The organism is Megalodesulfovibrio gigas DSM 1382 = ATCC 19364, from assembly GCF_000468495.1.
Taxonomy (GTDB): Bacteria; Desulfobacterota; Desulfovibrionia; order Desulfovibrionales; family Desulfovibrionaceae; genus Megalodesulfovibrio; species Megalodesulfovibrio gigas.
The window spans coordinates 3,250,028-3,266,426 of the sequence record NC_022444.1 but is presented as its reverse complement, the minus strand read 5'-3'; the positions used below and the strand labels follow the sequence as shown (position 1 = coordinate 3,266,426).

The following is a 16,399-nucleotide window of genomic DNA, read 5'->3' as shown; positions in this document are numbered from 1 at the left end:
AGATGAGTTGTGTCCGAGATGCAAGGGCTTCCTTGACTCACCATCCGCCGCCCCCGCCGCCTCCGCCCCCGCCGCCGGAGGAGCCGCCCCCGCCACTGCCCGAGCTGGATCCCGGCGCTGTGGACGACGAAGAAATGGCCGAGCTGAACGCGCTGGCAAAGGAAGTGGCGAAGCCATCCCCTGAGGAAACACTGTGGAAGCGCGTGCCAAGGTACCATGCGGGATGGTAGTCGCTGTCATACTGGCCGGCCGAGGCCATGGCCTGGCTGAAGCGCTCGCCCCATTGCTTTTCCACATCCAAAGCCATGGCGTAGGGGAAGTGCTTTTCATAGACGTCAGGCGTGATGGCGATGGGCTGCATCAGTTCCAGCCGCGGGCCTTCCGTCACGGACAGGAACAGCTTGTAGCCCGCAATGGCGTCCATGATCTGGCGGCCTTCGGGCGTGGGGGCCTTGAGCAGTTCATAAAAGAGCACATGCAGCCCGGCCATGGCCAGCAGGCACAGGGCCGCCAGGGGGCTGGTGGCATAGGCCAGGGCGCCCAGCCCCACCACTTCCCCCACCACAAAGGGTATGCTGAACAGGGACATGAAGAAGGCCGTCACGTACGAGCGGGTGAGCCAGGCCGTGATTGCCGTGCGCAGCAAAAAGTATACGCCCACGCTCCAGAAGCTCAACCACACCATCATGAAGCCGGCCATGGCCCGTTCCCGGGCAGAGAGGGCCACCACCAGCAGCACCGCGGCTGAAAGCAGGATGCCAGGGATGAGGTATTTGGAATTTTTGAGAAAGTGTAGCTTCTCGTGCTGCAGGGCCAGGCGCGTTTCCAGGGCCTTTTTGGCGGTGGAAAAGATCGCGTGGTTCTCCTGCTTGGCGGAGAGACGTGCGCGGGAGCCCAGGAGCTTGTCGAACAGGACCTGCTCGTCGGCGGTGAGGGGAGGGCGGCCGCCGGCCGTCTTGACCAGGACGAAGGTCTTGCCTTCCTCTTCGATGCGCAGCCGGTCCTTTTGGGCCAGTCCCACGATGGCCGTGGCAAAGGTCTTGTTGTCCGAGCCCATGCGCATCAAGGTGCGCACCGAGGCCGGGGACAGGCCCTGTGGCGGACCGTATTGCGGATAGATGGTGCCCTGCTCCGGGTCGCGGCCTACGCGGGACCAGGTGATGTAATAATAGGCGAACAACGCCAGCACGCCCAGCAGGCCGGCCGCAGCCGCCAGATTGCCGTACACGAAGCGCTCCAGCTTTTCCTGCTGCGTGGGCTCGGCCACAAAGCCCTTGGGCCAGGCCACGGCCACGGTCAGGCCCTGTTGGGCGTCCAAGGCGCGGGTGGTGACGAAGCGGAGGCGGCCGTCATCCAGCGTGTCCGCCGCATAGGCCGCGCCGGTGTCGCCCTGGTAGCCGGTGTATGCGTGCTGCTGCACCACGGGCGCGCCTTGCGGCAGGGTGACGAGGGCTTCGGCGTAATCGATGGGAAATTCCCAGCCGTTGCCGGTCACGTTCCAGTACAGCTCGTCATACCCGGCAAAAAAGCCGAGCTGCCACCGGGTGGCATAGGTAATTTCGTACGTGTGCTCGCCAGGGGGAAGGAAGACGTTCTCCTTGCCGATGTATACGCGTATGCCGTTGCCGTGGCGCTCCGTGTGGTAGCTTTCCCCCTTGCCATCGCGAAAGATGCCGTACAACTCGAACGGCACTTCCAGGGCGTTGCCCAGGCGGTCCGTGTACAGGGTGGGGAAGTCGCGGTAGATGCCGCGTTTGATCTTGTTGCCGGCGGCCTGCACAATGATGGTTTCCCGAACCAGTACGGTGGCGTCCGGCTGGATGCGGATTTCGCTGACAAAGGAGCGGATGCGTTCCTGTTGCGCCTGGACATCCTGTGCGCAACAAAGCAGCAATGGCACGATGAGCAGCAGCAGGCGGATCATGCAAGGCTCCTTGAGGTGGTTCAAGCGTGTTTCAAAAAAATGCAGGACCCTAGAGCAAGGTATCTTTGAAAGGAGTTCTCGGGGGAAAATCTTTCTGCAAAAAGGTTTCCCCTCTCNCTCGCAATGTCCTTTTTCAAAATTAAAATGCTCTAGAATCGCACCCTGGGGGTGGCGCGGTCGGCGGGGTCTTCCAGCTCAAAGAATGTGCCGCGGGCAAAGCCGAACATGCCGGCCACGAGGTTGCTGGGGAAGCTCTGGACCTTGATGTTCAGATTGCGCACGGCGCCGTTGTAGTAGCGGCGGGCGTTTTGGAGATCGTCTTCCACCTGGGCCAGGGCGGTCTGCAGCTCGCGGAAGTTGGCGTCTGCCTTGAGCTGCGGATAGTTTTCCGCCACGGCGAAGAGCCGGCCCAGGGCCTGGCCGAGCATGCCTTCGGAGGCGGCCTGGGCCTCGCGGCTGTGGTGCTGCTGGGCCTGCTGGGCATGGGCGCGCCATTGGGTCACGGCGTCGAGCACCTCGCGTTCGTGGGCGGCATAGCCCTTCACCGTCTCCACCAGATTAGGGATGAGGTCACTGCGCTTCTTGAGCTGCACATCCATGCCGCTGAAGGCCTCTTCCACCATATTCCGGCTGCGCACCAGACCGTTGTAGATGGCCACGCCATACAGCGCTGCCAGGACGAGAATCGCCAGAAATCCAAGGACATAAACCATCGGATCGCCTCCGTGGAACATGGTGGGCGCAAGGGGTCCCCGGCAGTGTACACCGGGAATGCGTCGGCGTCCAAAACAATTGGAAAAGACCTGCGCTATCGCGCCAGCAACAGATAGGCCGTGGCTTCCTGCTGCATGCGGCCGGCCTGATCCGCGGCCTGTTCGCCGAAGCCCATGAACAGGTCAAAGTGGTTGGGGCGCATGGTGCCGGTATCCTGGGCCAGGACAATGCCGCTGAAGGGCTCGGGCCGGGGGCTCTGGTAGCCGGGGAGCAGGGCGTCCAGGGCCAGGATGGATCCCAGGGGCACGGTGTCGCGGTTCACGGCGGCGCTCACCCGGGGCATGAGAGGCCGGCCCATGGCGCCCACGGGATCGCTCACCGGCCCGTCGTCCAGGCGGTAGAAGATGTACTTGGCATTCAAGGACATCCATTCCTGCACCTTGTGCGGATGCTCCTTGAAGAGCCGGCGGATGGTCTGCATGCTCATCTCTTCCTTGGTGGCGTACCCCTGCTCGATGAGGGCGCGGCCCACGGCATAGTATGGATGGCCGTTGGACCCGGCATACAGCACGTTGCGCATGGAACCGTCGGGGTAGCGCAGGCGGCCGGAACCCTGGATGTGCAGGAAGAAGACATCGATCAGATCCTTGGCCCAGGCCAGTTCCAGCCGGCGGCCCTTGAGCGCGCCCTGAAAATCGATGGCGTTGCGCGTGGGCCAGATGCTGGATTTGAGGTTGGGCGGCGCCTTGTAGATGGGCCAGGGATAGTCGGGCCGGGGCGTGGGGGAGGCCTCCACCAGGGGCTCGTAATAGCCGGTCATGAGGGTGCCGGGGGCCAGCTCCAGCCATTGGAAGCGTTGCAGCAGCAGGGACTTGTTCTGATCCAGGGCCGGCAGCAGGGCCAGCAGCTCCTGGTTGGTCCGTACCAGCTGGCCCCAGGTGATGGATGTTGTGCCGGCCATGGCCGCCACATCGCCCGGCTTTTTGGAGGCCAGATACTTCAGGGATTCCTGGATGGCCGGAGCCATGGCGGCATACGAGGGCTTGTGCTGCGTGCGGGGATCGAGGGTCGCCGCCAGCTCGGGCGCGGCCTTGCGGATGTGGCGGGCCGGCTGCCCTGGCTGGGATTGGCCGGCGATATAGGAGGACGCCGGCGCTTCGTACGGCTTTTGCGAGGAGGCGCAGCCAGTGAACGGCAGGAGCAGGCACAGCAGCGCGCCCAGGCGCAGGGTTGCGCGGCAGCGTCCAGGCAATCGTGCAAAATCATTCCACATGCATTGTTCTCCTTCTGCCGGATTACGGCAGGAACACGCCCGCCACGCTGCCGGTCATGCAGGTGGCCAGCATGCCGGCCAGGATGGACCGCAGGCCCAGGGCGGCGATTTCCGCCCGGCGTTCGGGGAGGAGGCTCCCCAGCCCGCCCACCATGATGCCCAGGCTGCCGAAGTTGGCGAAGCCGCACATGGCATAGGTGAGCACCACCCGGCTCTTGGCCGAGAGGGCGTCTGCCGGCAGGGCGGCCATGTTCATGTAGGCGATGAATTCGTTGAGCGCCACTTTCACGCCCAGCAACTGGCCGGCGGTGTGGCATTCGCTCCAGGGCACGCCCATGCACCAGGCCAGCGGAGCCAGCAGCACGCCGAACATGCGCTGCAGCGTCAGGGGCTGGCCGGCCACATCGGGCAGCAGGTCGAGGCCTTCGTTGACCAGCGCCACCAGGGCCACCAGTACCACCAGGCTGGCCGCGACATGCAGAAACAGGGACAGCCCCTGGGCCGTGCCCTGGCACACGGCATCCATGAGGCCGGCGGCTTCGGCAGGGGCATGCATCACGCCGTCGGTGACGGGGGCGTCGGGATCGGCAGGGACCATCACCGCTGCAATGAGGATGGCCGCCGGCGCGCTGAGGATGGACGCCACCAGGATGTGTCCCAGGGCGTCCGGCAGCACCGGGGAGAGGATGCCGGCATAGAGCACCAGCATGGTGCCGGCGATGGTGGCCATGCCTGCGGTCATCAGGGCGAAGAGTTCGTTGCGGCGCATGGCGCCAAGGTACGGACGGACGAACAGCGGCGCTTCGATCATGCCCATGAAGATGTTTGCCGCCGTGCCCAGGCCCAGGGCCCCGCCGATGCCCAGTGTCTTGCGCAGCAGCAGGGAGAACAGTTGCACCACGCGTTGCAGCACGCCCAGATGAAACAGGGCCGCGCTCAGTGCGCTCATCACCAGGATGATGGGCAGGCCGCGGAAGGCGAACACGTATGCCGCGCCGGGAGCGGGTTCGGCAAAGGGCAGCGTGCCGCCGCCCAGATAGCCGAAGACGAAGGTGGTGCCGGCCCTGGTGGCGGTCTCCAGGGCCTCCACCACGGCGTTGAGCTGCAGAAAGGCCTGGCGCGCGGCGGGGATGGTGAGGAACAGGCCTGCCAGCGCCAGTTGCACGGCCAGCCCGGCGCCGATGATGCGCCAGGGGATGCGCCGCCGGTTTTCGCTGACAAGCCAAGCCAGCAGGATGAACACCGGCAGCCCCAGTGCGCTTTGGAACATGGCAATACTCATGCGGCAATACTCATGCGGCGAGACGCTGGCCGGCGCTGGCCGGGATGATGATGCGGAATTCCGCGGCCGTCGCGGTGAACAGGAACACCCGGCAGCCGCGCCGGGCCAGGGCCAGCCCCAGGGGCTGCACCGCGGGCCAGAGCCGGTCGCGGTCCAGCAGGCGGCGGGCATGCGTTTCGTGTGCGGCAGGGGCGGGCTCCAGCAGGCGCAGCATGAATTCTCCTGAGTGGGAAAGATGTTCCAACCGTAAAATCAGCGTCGCCGGGCCGGCAGTCCGCGCTGTTTTTTTGTCCGGCAGCACGGCGTACAGCAGGGCCTGGATGACGCCGTAGCAGCCATGCAGCAGCATCAGGGCCGCAGGCAGGGGCAGGGCGGACGGCAGGGGGGCGGCATCCAGGCGCAGGGGCAGGGCGTCCGGGGGCAGGCCTTCGCTTAGCAAGGCTTCGCGGGTGAGCACGGCCAGGGCATCCGCGAACTGATCCGGCGTGAAGGCGCTGCGGCCGAAGACCGTGGGCAGGGCCAGGGCTGCCCGGCGGAACTGCTCGTCCAGCACACAGCGCCAGCGTTCGTCCCGGGAAGACTCCTTGCGGGAAACGTTGCCGCAGTACAGCGGCAGTGGGAACAGGGCGGCCAGATTCGCGGCCAGATTGGCGCAGTTGTTTGCCGGTTGGGCCGGTTGGATAGGTTGGGTAGGTTGGGCCGGTTGGGTAGATTGGGGTGCCTGGGGCGCAGGTTGCAGGATGTCGGCCGTTGGCGTTGGCTCATGGAGACGTCGGGCCAGGGGATCGTTGCCGAGTTTTTTGCGGACAGCCATGGAATCATGCCTCCTTGCGCAGCAATTCCTTTGCCAGTTGCAAATAATCCTGCGCGCCGGCCGAGCCGGGGCGGTAGCGAAAAATGTCCTGCCCGAAGCCGGGTGCTTCAGCCAGCGCCACATTTTCCCGGATGCGCGTCTCAAAGAGCTGCTCCGGGAAGTGTTCCCGCAACGTGGCGGCCACCTCGCGGTTGAGGACCTTGGTGCGGGAAAACCGGGTCAGCACCACGCCGTACAGGGTCAGGTCGGGGTTGAGCTGGGCGCGCACGGCGTCCATGGTGCGCATGAGTTCGGCCAGACTTTGCAGGGCCAGGTATTCGGCCTGCACCGGCACCAGCACCCCATGCGCCGCGCACAAGGCATTCAGGGTCAACACGCCCAGGTTGGGCGGGCAGTCCAGCAGGATGTAGTCGAAATCCGAGGGGCCGAGATCCGCCAGGGCTTTTTTGAGCAGCAACTCCCGGTCGATGCGCGAGGCAAACAGCACGTCCGCCCCGGAGAGCGCCAGGGAGCCGGCTGCCAGCGTCAGGGAGCCCTGGCCATCGCATGGCAGCGAGATGGCCGCCTGCCGCAGGCTTGCCTGCCCTTCCAGCACGTCAATGCTCGTGACTGCGTCGGCCGGCAGCTCCTGCAGGCCCAGGGAGGCGGTGAGATGGGCCTGGGCGTCCAGATCCATCAGCAGCACCCGCCGGCCCAGGCGGGCCAGCCCTACGCCCAGGTTGGCCACGGTGGTGGTCTTGCCCACGCCGCCTTTCTGGTTCATGACGGCAATGGTTCGCACGGCAGTGGAATGCATGGTGGGCTCGCAGCAAGGATGTTACATGTGGAAGATGCGATTCATGATGCGATGCCCTGCCATTGTGCCGTGAATGCACGAAACAGGCAAGGCGCAGGCCTGCAACATTCTCTGGAGGAAGCATGCAGTTGCGGAAGATGGTGATGATGCTGGCGGCGCTGGCGCTGATGTCCCCGATTTCGGGCGCTGTGGCAGCCCCTGCGCCGACCCTGGCGGAGATGGCCGGTCAGATGCTCATGGTCGGCTTTCGCGGCCAGACCCTGGCCGCGGCTCCCGACACTGTCCGGGCCTTGCGCGCTGGCCAGCTGGGTGGGGTGATCCTGTTTGATTTTGATGTCGCCGCCAAGACCCCGGGCCGCAACATCGTCAGCCCGGCCCAACTGGCGGCCCTGACGCGGGAGATTGCCGCCGCCGCACCCACGCCGCCGTTCATCGCCGTGGATCAGGAGGGCGGCCGCGTGATGCGGCTCAAGGCCAAATCGGGCTTTCCGGACTGGCCATCCGCCGCAGACATGGGCGCGCAAGGCGCGTCCCCTGCCAACCGGGCCACGGTCCAGGCCACGGGCCGGCGCATGGGCACGCTGCTGCGCGAACAGGGGCTCACCCTCAACTTTGCGCCGGTGCTGGATGTGAACGTCAACCCGGAAAATCCGGTCATCGGCAAGATCGGCCGCAGTTTTTCCAGCGATGCCGAGGTGGTGGAGGCCCTGGGCACGGCCTTCATGCAGGGGCTTAGCCAGGGCGGGGTGCTGCCGTGCGTCAAGCATTTCCCGGGCCACGGCTCCAGCCGGGAGGATTCCCACCTGGGCCTGCCGGATGTCACCACCACCTGGACGGCCCGGGAGCTTTCCCCCTTCCAGGCGGCCATTGCCGCGGGCTGCCCCATGGTCATGACGGCGCATCTGTTCAATGCCCACTGGGATCCGACCCTGCCGGCCACCCTGTCCCCCCGCGTGCTGCAGGGCATGCTGCGCCGGGAACTGGGCTTTCGGGGCGTCATTGTTTCGGATGATATGCAGATGGCTGCCATCACGGGGCATTACGGCATGCAAGAAGCCGTCCGGCTGGCCGTGCTGGCCGGGGTGGACATGCTGATCTTTGGCAACAACTTGCAGCACGATCCGGCCATTGCCGCCAAGGCCCACGCCATGCTGATGGAACTGGTGGCACGCGGCGAGATTCCGGCGGCGCGCATCCAGGAATCTTACACCCGCATCATGGCCCTCAAACGAAGCATTCGCTGACGGGCATGCGAGAGGGGAAACCTTCGGAAAGGTTTCCCCCGCAAAAACATGTTGGCTATTCCTCGTCGTCGGATTCCAGCACCCGCTTGACCAGGGCCTTGTAGTCCGTGGCACCGGGGGAGCCGCCGGCATATTCAAAGATGGTCATGCCGTAGGCCGGGGCCTCGGACAGGCGCACGTTGTAGCGGATGGGCTCGCAGATGTGCTGGGGATAGATCTTGCGCAGCTTCTCCAGGATCTCGCCGGGGTTCTTGATCCGCTCGTCCATGAAGGTGGGGACCATGTATTTGATGCCCACTTCCTTGCGGTATTTTTTGATGGACGACAGGCTCTTGATGAACTCCGAGAGGCCCTGCAGGCTCATCACCTCCAGGGAGACCGGGATGAGGATCTCCTTGGCGTAGAAGAGCACGTTCACGGTCAGGGGGTCCCAGCCGGGGGAGGAGTCGATGATGATGAAGTCGAACTGCGTCTCCAGGGGGGCCAGGGATTCGGTGAGGGTCATCTCGCCGCCGAAGTCCTTGCGGTCGATCATGCGCTTGACGCCAGCCAGGGACTTGCCCCCCGCCAGCAGCCAGAGATTGTCCCGGGCCTTGAAGATGGCATCCTTGGGCTTGAGTTCCTTGGTCACCAGTTCGGTCAGGCCGGCCTTGGGTTTTACGCCCAGCATGTAGGCGTCCTGCCCCTGGGTGTCCGTATCCACCAGCAGGACGCGTTGCCCCTCCAGGGCCAGGCCGGCAGCCAGGTTCACGCTTGTGGTGGTCTTGCCCACCCCGCCCTTGGACAGCAGCACGGCAATGGAGCGCGCCCGGGCCAGGGGGAACTTGTGCCCGCAGCTCTTGCAATGCACAACAGCCTTCTTGGAAGGGATTTTTGCATCATCGACAGTGCGGGAGAACCCGCACTTCGGACAGGTGATTTCCATGACCGCACGCCTCCCTCAGGGGGTTAGGGCATCCCGCGGAACTGCTGTCCCGTGCGCCGGCAGGGGCTGCTGAAGGCGAACAGCCTAGCCTGCGGACGCATCGTCATCCAGCGGATCAAGATATTCCTTGCGCGCCAGTTGCACCAACTCGTACACCCGGTCGCGTGTGTCCTCATCCAGGTCCAAAAATTCGACACCGTAGCGGATCATGCCGTGTTCGTCTCGGACCACATGCACCACCCGGCCGTGCACGGGCAGGGGTTCGCCTTTGAAAAACAGGCACATGTCCTCCAGGGGCTGGCCCACGGAAAAGGCGGCCCGCCTGGAGTGGAAGATGCCCACGCCCCCTTCCACCACGTCGAAGGCGCCGAAGTGTTCCTCCCCCACGCGCACGGTAAGCATCTGGCTTTCGCGCACCGGCACCCGGAACGCCTTGCGGCAGGGCTGGGGCGCAGCACCATCCGCCGCCGGCGGCGAGCCGGGGTGTTTCGTGGAATCGTCCATGCAAAGACTCCTTGCCCGCGAAAGCAGGGCAACGGGGCGATATGCGCGCGAGACGCAACGCCCGGCACATCGTAGACAGCCCGATGCGATGCACCATGTCTTGGTGTGTCTATTTATGCATGTAGCGCACATTGGCGCAAAATGCCAGTCTAAAATTGCTGTTGAAGTGATGCGGTACTGATTTATTGGCGTGCAAGAAAAACTCTAGAAAATGTATTGGAAAAAATCATCAATAGAATGTACTGCAATGTCACAATTGTTATGATGTTTCATGGTTGGTGATGGTGGCATTGCTGAATATGTTCACTGCATTGTCTGGAAGAAATCATGCAACAACAGGATTGACAACGCGGAAGAGGATTCTTTTTCCGAAGATTGCGCTGCACAGCGCCGCCGCCCAGGTGATGGCGAAAATGCTCCACCAGATCCAGAGGATATTCTGCTCCAGGATGAAGACTCCAAGATGAAACAGAAGAATCGGTGCGATGAGCTGGCGCAGCACCCCCACCCATACTCCGAACATGGGTTTGCGTATGCCTTGCAGCGCAGCCACATGCACGTACACCACCACGTAGGCGTACAGAATGAACGCTGCCAGGCGGAGATAGGCCGCGCCGATCTCCACCACCGCGGCATCGGCCGTGAAGGCGGCCATGAGGGGATCGGCCAGCAGGTACACCAGGCATCCGCCCGCAGCCATCACCACGGCCCCCAGTATCAGGGCATGCCGCAGCGTGGCCAGGATGCGATCCGCCTTGCCGGCGCCGTGGTTCTGGGCGGTCAGGGCCAGGGTGGAGACGTTGAGCCCCACTGCCGGCAGCAGGGCCAGCTGTTCGATGCGGGTGGCCACGCCGTAGGCAGCCACGGCGGCGTCGCCGTAGCGGCTCAGGTAGAAGGTGATGACAAAGATGCCCAGGCCGATGGTCAGGTAGGTGAAGGCCGACGGCAGGCCCTGGCGCAGCATGTCTGCCAGCAGTTCCGGCTGGATGCGGAAATCCCGCAGCCGGCGTTCCTGCAGGATGCCGCTTTGCTGCACGCCGCGTCCCAGCAGCCACACGCCCCAGAGATTGCACGCCACCGTGGCCAGGGCCACGCCGCGCACGCCCATGGCCGGCAGGCCAAGGCCGCCGTGGATGAACCAGGGATCCAGAATGCAGTTGAGGAAAAAGCTCAGGATGAGGAAGTTGCGGTGCCGGCGGGTGTCTCCCATGGCCTGGAGCACGGCATTGGCCATGAATACGAGCAGGAAGGCCGGCGCGCCCAGGAAGATGGTGTCCATGTATTCCAGGCACAGGACCAGATTCGCCTCGTCCGCCCCCAGTAGCCGGAACAGGGCAGGGGAGAGGGCCAGGCCAGTCAGCCCCAGCAGCACGCCGGCCATGGCGCCCAGCAGGAGGGCCTGCACGGCGTAGCCGGCGGCGCGGGTGCGGTCTCCTGCGCCAAGGGATGCGCCGATGCAGGCTGTGGCCCCGGTGGAAAGTCCGTTGCCCGCGGCCAGCACGATGAAATAGACGGGAAAGGATCGGGAGAGGGCAGCCAGGGCTCCGGTGGAGATCTGCCCGGCAAACCAGGTGTCCACCACGTTGAACAGGGTGAGAAACAGAAAGCCCACGCTCGCCGGCAGGGCGATGCGCCGGGTGGCCTGGGGGATGGGCATGGTGGTCAGATCCAACTGCATGGGGGCCTCGGGCGGTGGCGGGAAGATATCCTGCTACATGTAGCGCGAGGGAGGTGCTCCTGGCAATAATCCCCGTTTCCGCCGCAGCGGCGCATGACAAGGCCGCAGACCGATGCTATAGGGCAGGCATGGCGTCGTCCCTTGCCACGCTGTCGGCAGCCAGGGGCGATGTCGTCAGGTATGATCCCGAAGTTGTGCACCGTCAGCCATATCACGCAGACGCCGCTGCCGCTGGCGGCGTTGATCGGAACGCCATGATTCAGATTCGCACCACGTTGCTGCCTGCGGCAGCGCTGGCCCTTGCGCTGCTGTTGGCCATCGCGCCGGCATGCCCTGCCGCGTCCAAGACCGCGCCCAAGGTGGTTCCCCGGGCGGTGACCCAGGCTCCGCCCCACACCACTCCCCGGACGGCGAGCATGTGGGAGCCCGTCATCCGTCGTCTGGTTCAGGGCGGCCTGGATGCCGTCTGGGTGGCCAAGGTCTTTGCCCGGTCGGAAATGTCCTACGATGCCGAGCCTATGGGGAGAAAATTGCGGGAGTTGCACCGCTCCCTCAAGGGCGGTGTCACGGTGCGCAAGATCCAGGAAGGCCTGTTCGCCCTGGGCCTGAGCGCCGAGACGCCAGACGGCAAGTACGGCCCTGCTGTCCGGGCCGCCATCGAGTCCTTCCAGCAATCCCACGGCCTGCCCGTGAACGGCCTGCCCAACCAGGACGTGGTGGATGCCCTGGAGGCGGCGCTTGTCCGGGCCGGCAAGGCCTCGCCCCATCCCACGGTCTGGACGCATGGCCGCGTCCATGCCGGCGTGCTCACGCCGACCCGCCTCATGGAGGCCCGGGAATTCCACCTCGCCCATTTCGGTACCTTGCAGGCCATGGAACAGGCCTATGGCGTGCCGGGAGAGATGGCCACGGCCATCCTCACGGTGGAGACGCGCCACGGCCGCATCCTGGGCCGGGACAGAGCCGTGGTGATCCTGGCCAGCATGGCCCTGGACGGCGACCCTGACCGCGCCGCGCTGTTCTTTGCCAAAACAAAGCTCACCCCTACGGAATTGCATTGGCTCAGGGAAACGGCCAGAATCCGGGGGGACTGGGCCTTCGAGGAGCTGGCTGCGCTGTTGCGCTGGTGCCGGGCTGCGGGCAAGGATCCGTTTTCGTTTCCCAGCTCGCCGTATGGCGCGGTGGGGTGGCCGCAGTTCATGCCTTCCAATATCGAAAAATTCGGCGCAGACGGCGATGGCGACGGCAAAGTGGATCTGTTTGTCCCGGAAGACGCCATCCACTCCATCGGCAGGTATTTCAAGGGCTGGGGGTGGCAGGGAAAAATGGATCTCGGCCGCCGGCAGCAGGTGGTCTGGCGGTACAATCGCAGCGAAACCTATGTGAACACCGTGCTGGGCGTGGCCGAGCACGTGGCCCGGGAACTTCGGCCGGAGGCGATCCCTCCCCGCAGCGGCCGGCCGGCGGTGGTGAACAATGCGCCCGCCCTGCAGGCGGCCCTTGGCGCGGAGCAGGGAGCCAATCGCCGCATTGAGCTGCTGCCCGGCAATTACGTCACCGCAGGCAGGCCCCTGGTCCTGCGTGGGCTGCAGCACGTGACCCTCGTCGGCCGGGGCGAGGTGGTGCTGCCGGGCCTGCATCTGGAGCGTTGTCAGGATGTGTTCCTGGAGAATATCACCCTGCGGCCGGCCAGGGGGGCGACGGCGGCTGTGACCATCTCGGGTTCCAGCCAGATCACCCTGCAGCATGTGCGGATGCGGGGGGCGTCCACCGCCGGGATGCTGGCGGATGGATCTGCCACTATCCGGCTGGTGCAGTGTCTGGTGGAAGGCGTGCAGGGGCCGGCTGTGTCCGCGGCCCGATCCTCGGGCGTGCTGCTGGCCCGCAGCGTCATCCGTGGCGTGCAGGGGCCGGCCGTGCTGCAGGGGCGCAGCGTGGACCGGCTGCAGGTGGAAGCCTGCCTGCTGCGGGAGAACGCCGCGTCCTGGCTGGTGGATGTGGATGCGGTGTCCCGGGAGGTGAGTCTTGTCGGCTGTCAGCTGGTGGACAACGCCATCCCTGCGCTGCAGCCCGGGGCAGGGGGCGTGCGCGCCGCAGACAACACCGTTTCCGGCACACCCGTCGCCGGCATGAAGTAGGAGGGGGCATGCGGGCAGTATGGCTTGCCGCGATGGTGGCCGTGATGGTGGCGGCGCAGGCGCAGAGGGTCCAGGCCGGGCAGGAGCAGTTGACGGTCTGGCGGCCGCTCATCCAGCGGCTGACCGCGGACGGGCTGGACAAGGCCTGGCTGGAGCGGCAGTTCAGCCGCCCCGAGGCCGCCTTCACCACCGAGCCCATGGTGGACAAGATGGAGGATCTGTTCCACAAAAAATTCGGTTCCGCCCTGGTGCGCGACGTGCAGCACCGGCTGAAAACCTTGGGGTACCTGGAGGGCAAGGTCGATGGCGTCGCCGGGCCAGGCACACGGCTGGCCATCCGGCGCTACGAGCACGTGAGCGGCCTGCCCCTCACGGGCAAGGCCACCGAGACGTTGCTGACGCGCCTGCGCACGGAAAAACGCCATGCGCCGCCCCAGGTGACCGTGCCGCCGGAGCCGGAAGGTCCGACGGTGTATCGTTCCATCGTCACCCCCGAGCGCCTGGCCGAGGCGGTGGTGTTCTACAAGACCAACCTGCCACTGCTGCGGCGCATCGAGGCTGAATACGGCGTGCCTCCCCCTGTGACGACCGGCCTGCTCACCGTGGAGACGCGCGTGGGGCTGTTCCTGGGCGAGACGCCGGCCTTCCGCACCCTGGCCAGCATGGCCTTGTGCGAGGATGTGTCCCTGATCCTCCCCGCGTTCAAGCGCGACAACCCCCAGGGGCCGGCCCTGGTCTGGCTGCGGGCCAAGACGCAGGAAAAGGCGCTGTGGGCCTATCGCGAACTCAAGGCGCTCATCGCCTATGCCCGCAATGCCCGCATGGATCCCCTGTCCCTCCCTGGTTCCATATACGGAGCCATCGGCATTGCCCAGTTCATGCCCTCCAGCGCCCTGAAGTTTGGTGTGGACGGCAACCGGGATGGCGTGGTGGATCTCTTTACCCTGGAAGACGCCCTGCACTCCATGGGGAACTTCCTCAAAGGGCATGGCTGGCGCGGCACGGCCCAGGACCGCGCCCTGCTGCGTCGCGTGCTGTATCGGTACAACCCCAGCGTGGTCTATGTGAACACCATCCTGCACGTGGCAGACCATGTGCAGGCCCAGGTCCCTCAATAAGCGCTTCCGAAGGGAGAACGCCATGCCCAGACACGATCCCACCGATCATTTCATTCAGGAAAAAGCCGAAGTCCGGGACGCCGACCGCACGGCCTCCTTTGCGGCCCCTGCGGGCGAACGGCTGACGCCCACCCCGTTCGATCCGGAAGCCCAGTCCCTGCTGCTGCTGGGGCTGCCGGGCAGCGGGTGCGGCGCCCTGGCTACGGCCCTGGCTGACGAGCTGGACATGATGCTGGCCCTGCTGGGTCTGGAAACAGGGCATGAACAGCCGGAACAGGCCCTGGCCCAGGCCATGCGCGCCATGCAGGGCGTCGGACGCATCTTTGTGCTGGATGATCGGCTGGCCGCCATGCTGGATGGGCAGGCCCTGTCCTTCCTGCCCGTGGTGCCTGTGTACCTGATTGCCGACGTAGGCCGCTGCCTGGCCGGCCTGGGAGAGACGGGAGAGGACTCCGAATCCCTGCGGCAATCCCTGGCCGCCCGGCAGGATGCTCTGGAGCCCAAGGCCATGGCCTTGGCGCGGCACATCATCCGGGCGGAACTGACCCCGGCGGAGCAGTGCGCCCAGCTGATGGAGAAGCTCTTGCTCAAACCGATGGCGGATGACCTGGACGAAGAGTTCTGATTCCATGTCCACTGCAGCACATGTTATGCGCTGCAGCGGGCACGAAATGTACGTCCGGGGGAGTCGCCTCCCCCGGACGGCATGCGTTACGTACGGGAGTTACCGGACCACAAGCACGCTCACGGGGGCGTGCTGCGCCACGGATCCAGAGACCGAGCCCAGCAGCAGCCGGCTGGCCCCCTGTTTGCCTGTGGATCCCACAAGGATCATGTCTGCGCCGATTTCCTTGGCCACGGCGATGATGCCGTCTGCCGGCCGGCCCGTGCGGGACACGGTTTTTACCGTGTGGCCAGCTTCTTCCATCTGCTTGGCCACGGCGCGCAGCAGCGCCTGGGTTTCCCCCGCCACGGTGTCGTTGAGCCGCTGCGCCAGTTCGGGCGGCAGCTCGTCCAGGGGGTAGGTGAGATCCGGCGTCACCGTCACCACGGTAATCTCGGCCTGGAGGTTCTTTGCCAGGGTTGCCGCCATGTCCAGGGCCTTGCCCGCCTGCGGCGAGCCATCATGCGCCACGAGCAGTTTCATGCGCCTTCTCCTTGGGTTGCCTGGATTCGTGCACACGCGCCCCCTCCCGGTCGGCTTCGTGGGAGTGGTATGCAGAGTGTAATCAAAGTCTCCACTTTGGCAAGCGCAAATGTGAATTCTTTCACGCGTCAGCCTGGATACCGGATTGCCTTGCGCGCATCAGGGCCAACAGCTTGTGAAAAGCCAGGAAACGCAACTGGCGTGGCGGGTTTCTGCTTGCATTTCAGCCACTGCTCTGGTAGGAATTTCCCTTCCTGGCCGGAAACCCTCCCCTGGTGAAGGGGTATAACCTATCTAGCTGATATTGCAGTCAGACATGCAAGGAGTACGCATGAAACTTTCCACACGCAGCCGCTATGGCACCCGGATGGTGCTGGATATCGCCATGCACAGCCAGGCGGGCCCGGTGCGCATTTCCGACATTTCCAAGCGGCAGGGTGTTTCCGTCAAATATCTGGAAAAACTGATCCGTCCCCTCAAGCAGGCCGGCTTTATCAAGAGCAAGCGCGGGCCGCGGGGCGGGCATGTGCTGTCTGACCTGCCCGAGCGCATTGCCGTGGGCGCGGTGGTGCGGGCCATGGAAGGGGAAATGGCCCTGACGGAATGCGCCAAGGATGCCAGCGTGTGCCCCATTTCCGGGGACTGTCTGACCCGCAAGGTCTGGATTGAGGCCACCCGGGCCATGCTGGACCGGCTGGACGCCATCACTTTCCTGGATCTGATGCGCGAGGCCGAGCGCGCCGGCGGCGGGGTGGACCGCTGCCTGCTGCCGCGGGAGTCATAGACTGCGTTTCCTTTGAAACAAGGATGTTGCGAGAGGAGAGAACCTTTGCCAAAAGGCT

General features: G+C 65.1%; 15 protein-coding genes. 5 read left to right on the top strand and 10 right to left on the bottom strand.

The window, feature by feature from the left end:
* Window positions 1-37: 37 nt before the first annotated feature.
* From DGI_RS14375 to DGI_RS14350, 6 genes are all read right to left on the bottom strand, one after another.
* Window positions 38-1,924, bottom strand: a complete 1,887-nt coding sequence (locus DGI_RS14375; protein WP_021761899.1) for a DUF2207 domain-containing protein — start codon at window positions 1,922-1,924, stop codon at window positions 38-40.
* 149 nt (window positions 1,925-2,073) lie between these two features.
* On the bottom strand, window positions 2,074-2,637 hold the full coding sequence (locus DGI_RS14370; protein WP_021761898.1) for a LemA family protein: 564 nt from the start codon (window positions 2,635-2,637) through the stop codon (window positions 2,074-2,076).
* 95 nt (window positions 2,638-2,732) lie between these two features.
* Entirely contained in the window at window positions 2,733-3,911 is a 1,179-nt protein-coding gene (locus tag DGI_RS14365; RefSeq protein WP_021761897.1) for an MltA domain-containing protein, read from the bottom strand.
* A gap of 22 nt (window positions 3,912-3,933) precedes the next feature.
* On the bottom strand, window positions 3,934-5,193 hold the full coding sequence (locus DGI_RS14360) for a NupC/NupG family nucleoside CNT transporter (RefSeq protein WP_034608306.1): 1,260 nt from the start codon (window positions 5,191-5,193) through the stop codon (window positions 3,934-3,936).
* A 10-nt stretch (window positions 5,194-5,203) separates the two neighbouring features.
* Complete coding sequence (locus DGI_RS14355; RefSeq protein WP_021761895.1) at window positions 5,204-6,007, bottom strand: hypothetical protein; 804 nt, start codon at window positions 6,005-6,007, stop codon at window positions 5,204-5,206.
* Between the two features lie 4 nt (window positions 6,008-6,011).
* Window positions 6,012-6,803, bottom strand: a complete 792-nt coding sequence (locus DGI_RS14350; RefSeq protein WP_021761894.1) for a ParA family protein — start codon at window positions 6,801-6,803, stop codon at window positions 6,012-6,014.
* A gap of 122 nt (window positions 6,804-6,925) precedes the next feature.
* Between DGI_RS14350 and nagZ the strand changes: the two genes are divergently transcribed.
* On the top strand, window positions 6,926-8,047 hold the full coding sequence (gene nagZ / locus DGI_RS14345) for a beta-N-acetylhexosaminidase (protein WP_081697023.1): 1,122 nt from the start codon (window positions 6,926-6,928) through the stop codon (window positions 8,045-8,047).
* 55 nt (window positions 8,048-8,102) lie between these two features.
* Here nagZ and DGI_RS14340 read toward each other — a convergent pair whose 3' ends face one another.
* The 3 genes from DGI_RS14340 to DGI_RS14330 all read right to left on the bottom strand — a co-directional run bounded on the left by DGI_RS14340 (window position 8,103) and on the right by DGI_RS14330 (window position 11,154).
* Window positions 8,103-8,972, bottom strand: coding sequence for an AAA family ATPase (locus DGI_RS14340; protein WP_021761892.1), 870 nt, complete (start codon window positions 8,970-8,972; stop codon window positions 8,103-8,105).
* 84 nt (window positions 8,973-9,056) lie between these two features.
* Window positions 9,057-9,476: a PilZ domain-containing protein gene (locus DGI_RS14335; protein ID WP_021761891.1), complete on the bottom strand. Its 420-nt coding sequence runs from the start codon at window positions 9,474-9,476 to the stop codon at window positions 9,057-9,059.
* A 325-nt stretch (window positions 9,477-9,801) separates the two neighbouring features.
* Entirely contained in the window at window positions 9,802-11,154 is a 1,353-nt protein-coding gene (locus DGI_RS14330; RefSeq protein WP_021761890.1) for an MATE family efflux transporter, read from the bottom strand.
* Between the two features lie 128 nt (window positions 11,155-11,282).
* Between DGI_RS14330 and DGI_RS17505 the strand changes: the two genes are divergently transcribed.
* Genes DGI_RS17505 through DGI_RS14315 form a run of 3 tightly spaced genes read left to right on the top strand, consistent with a single transcriptional unit; the run spans window position 11,283 to window position 15,035 of the window.
* Window positions 11,283-13,292: a lytic murein transglycosylase gene (locus DGI_RS17505; protein ID WP_081697025.1), complete on the top strand. Its 2,010-nt coding sequence runs from the start codon at window positions 11,283-11,285 to the stop codon at window positions 13,290-13,292.
* 8 nt (window positions 13,293-13,300) lie between these two features.
* A complete protein-coding gene (locus tag DGI_RS17500; RefSeq protein ID WP_081697026.1) occupies window positions 13,301-14,410 on the top strand; it encodes a lytic murein transglycosylase in 1,110 nt (369 codons plus the stop codon).
* Window positions 14,411-14,432: 22 nt separating this feature from the next.
* Entirely contained in the window at window positions 14,433-15,035 is a 603-nt protein-coding gene (locus DGI_RS14315) for a hypothetical protein (protein WP_027193489.1), read from the top strand.
* 99 nt (window positions 15,036-15,134) lie between these two features.
* On the opposite strand, the gene DGI_RS14310 is transcribed toward DGI_RS14315, so the two are convergent.
* Window positions 15,135-15,557 carry a universal stress protein gene (locus tag DGI_RS14310; RefSeq protein WP_021761887.1) on the bottom strand — a complete coding sequence of 141 codons (423 nt, stop codon included), beginning with the start codon at window positions 15,555-15,557 and terminating at the stop codon, window positions 15,135-15,137.
* A gap of 331 nt (window positions 15,558-15,888) precedes the next feature.
* Between DGI_RS14310 and DGI_RS14305 the strand changes: the two genes are divergently transcribed.
* Entirely contained in the window at window positions 15,889-16,341 is a 453-nt protein-coding gene (locus DGI_RS14305) for an RrF2 family transcriptional regulator (RefSeq protein WP_021761886.1), read from the top strand.
* Window positions 16,342-16,399 lie beyond the last annotated feature (58 nt).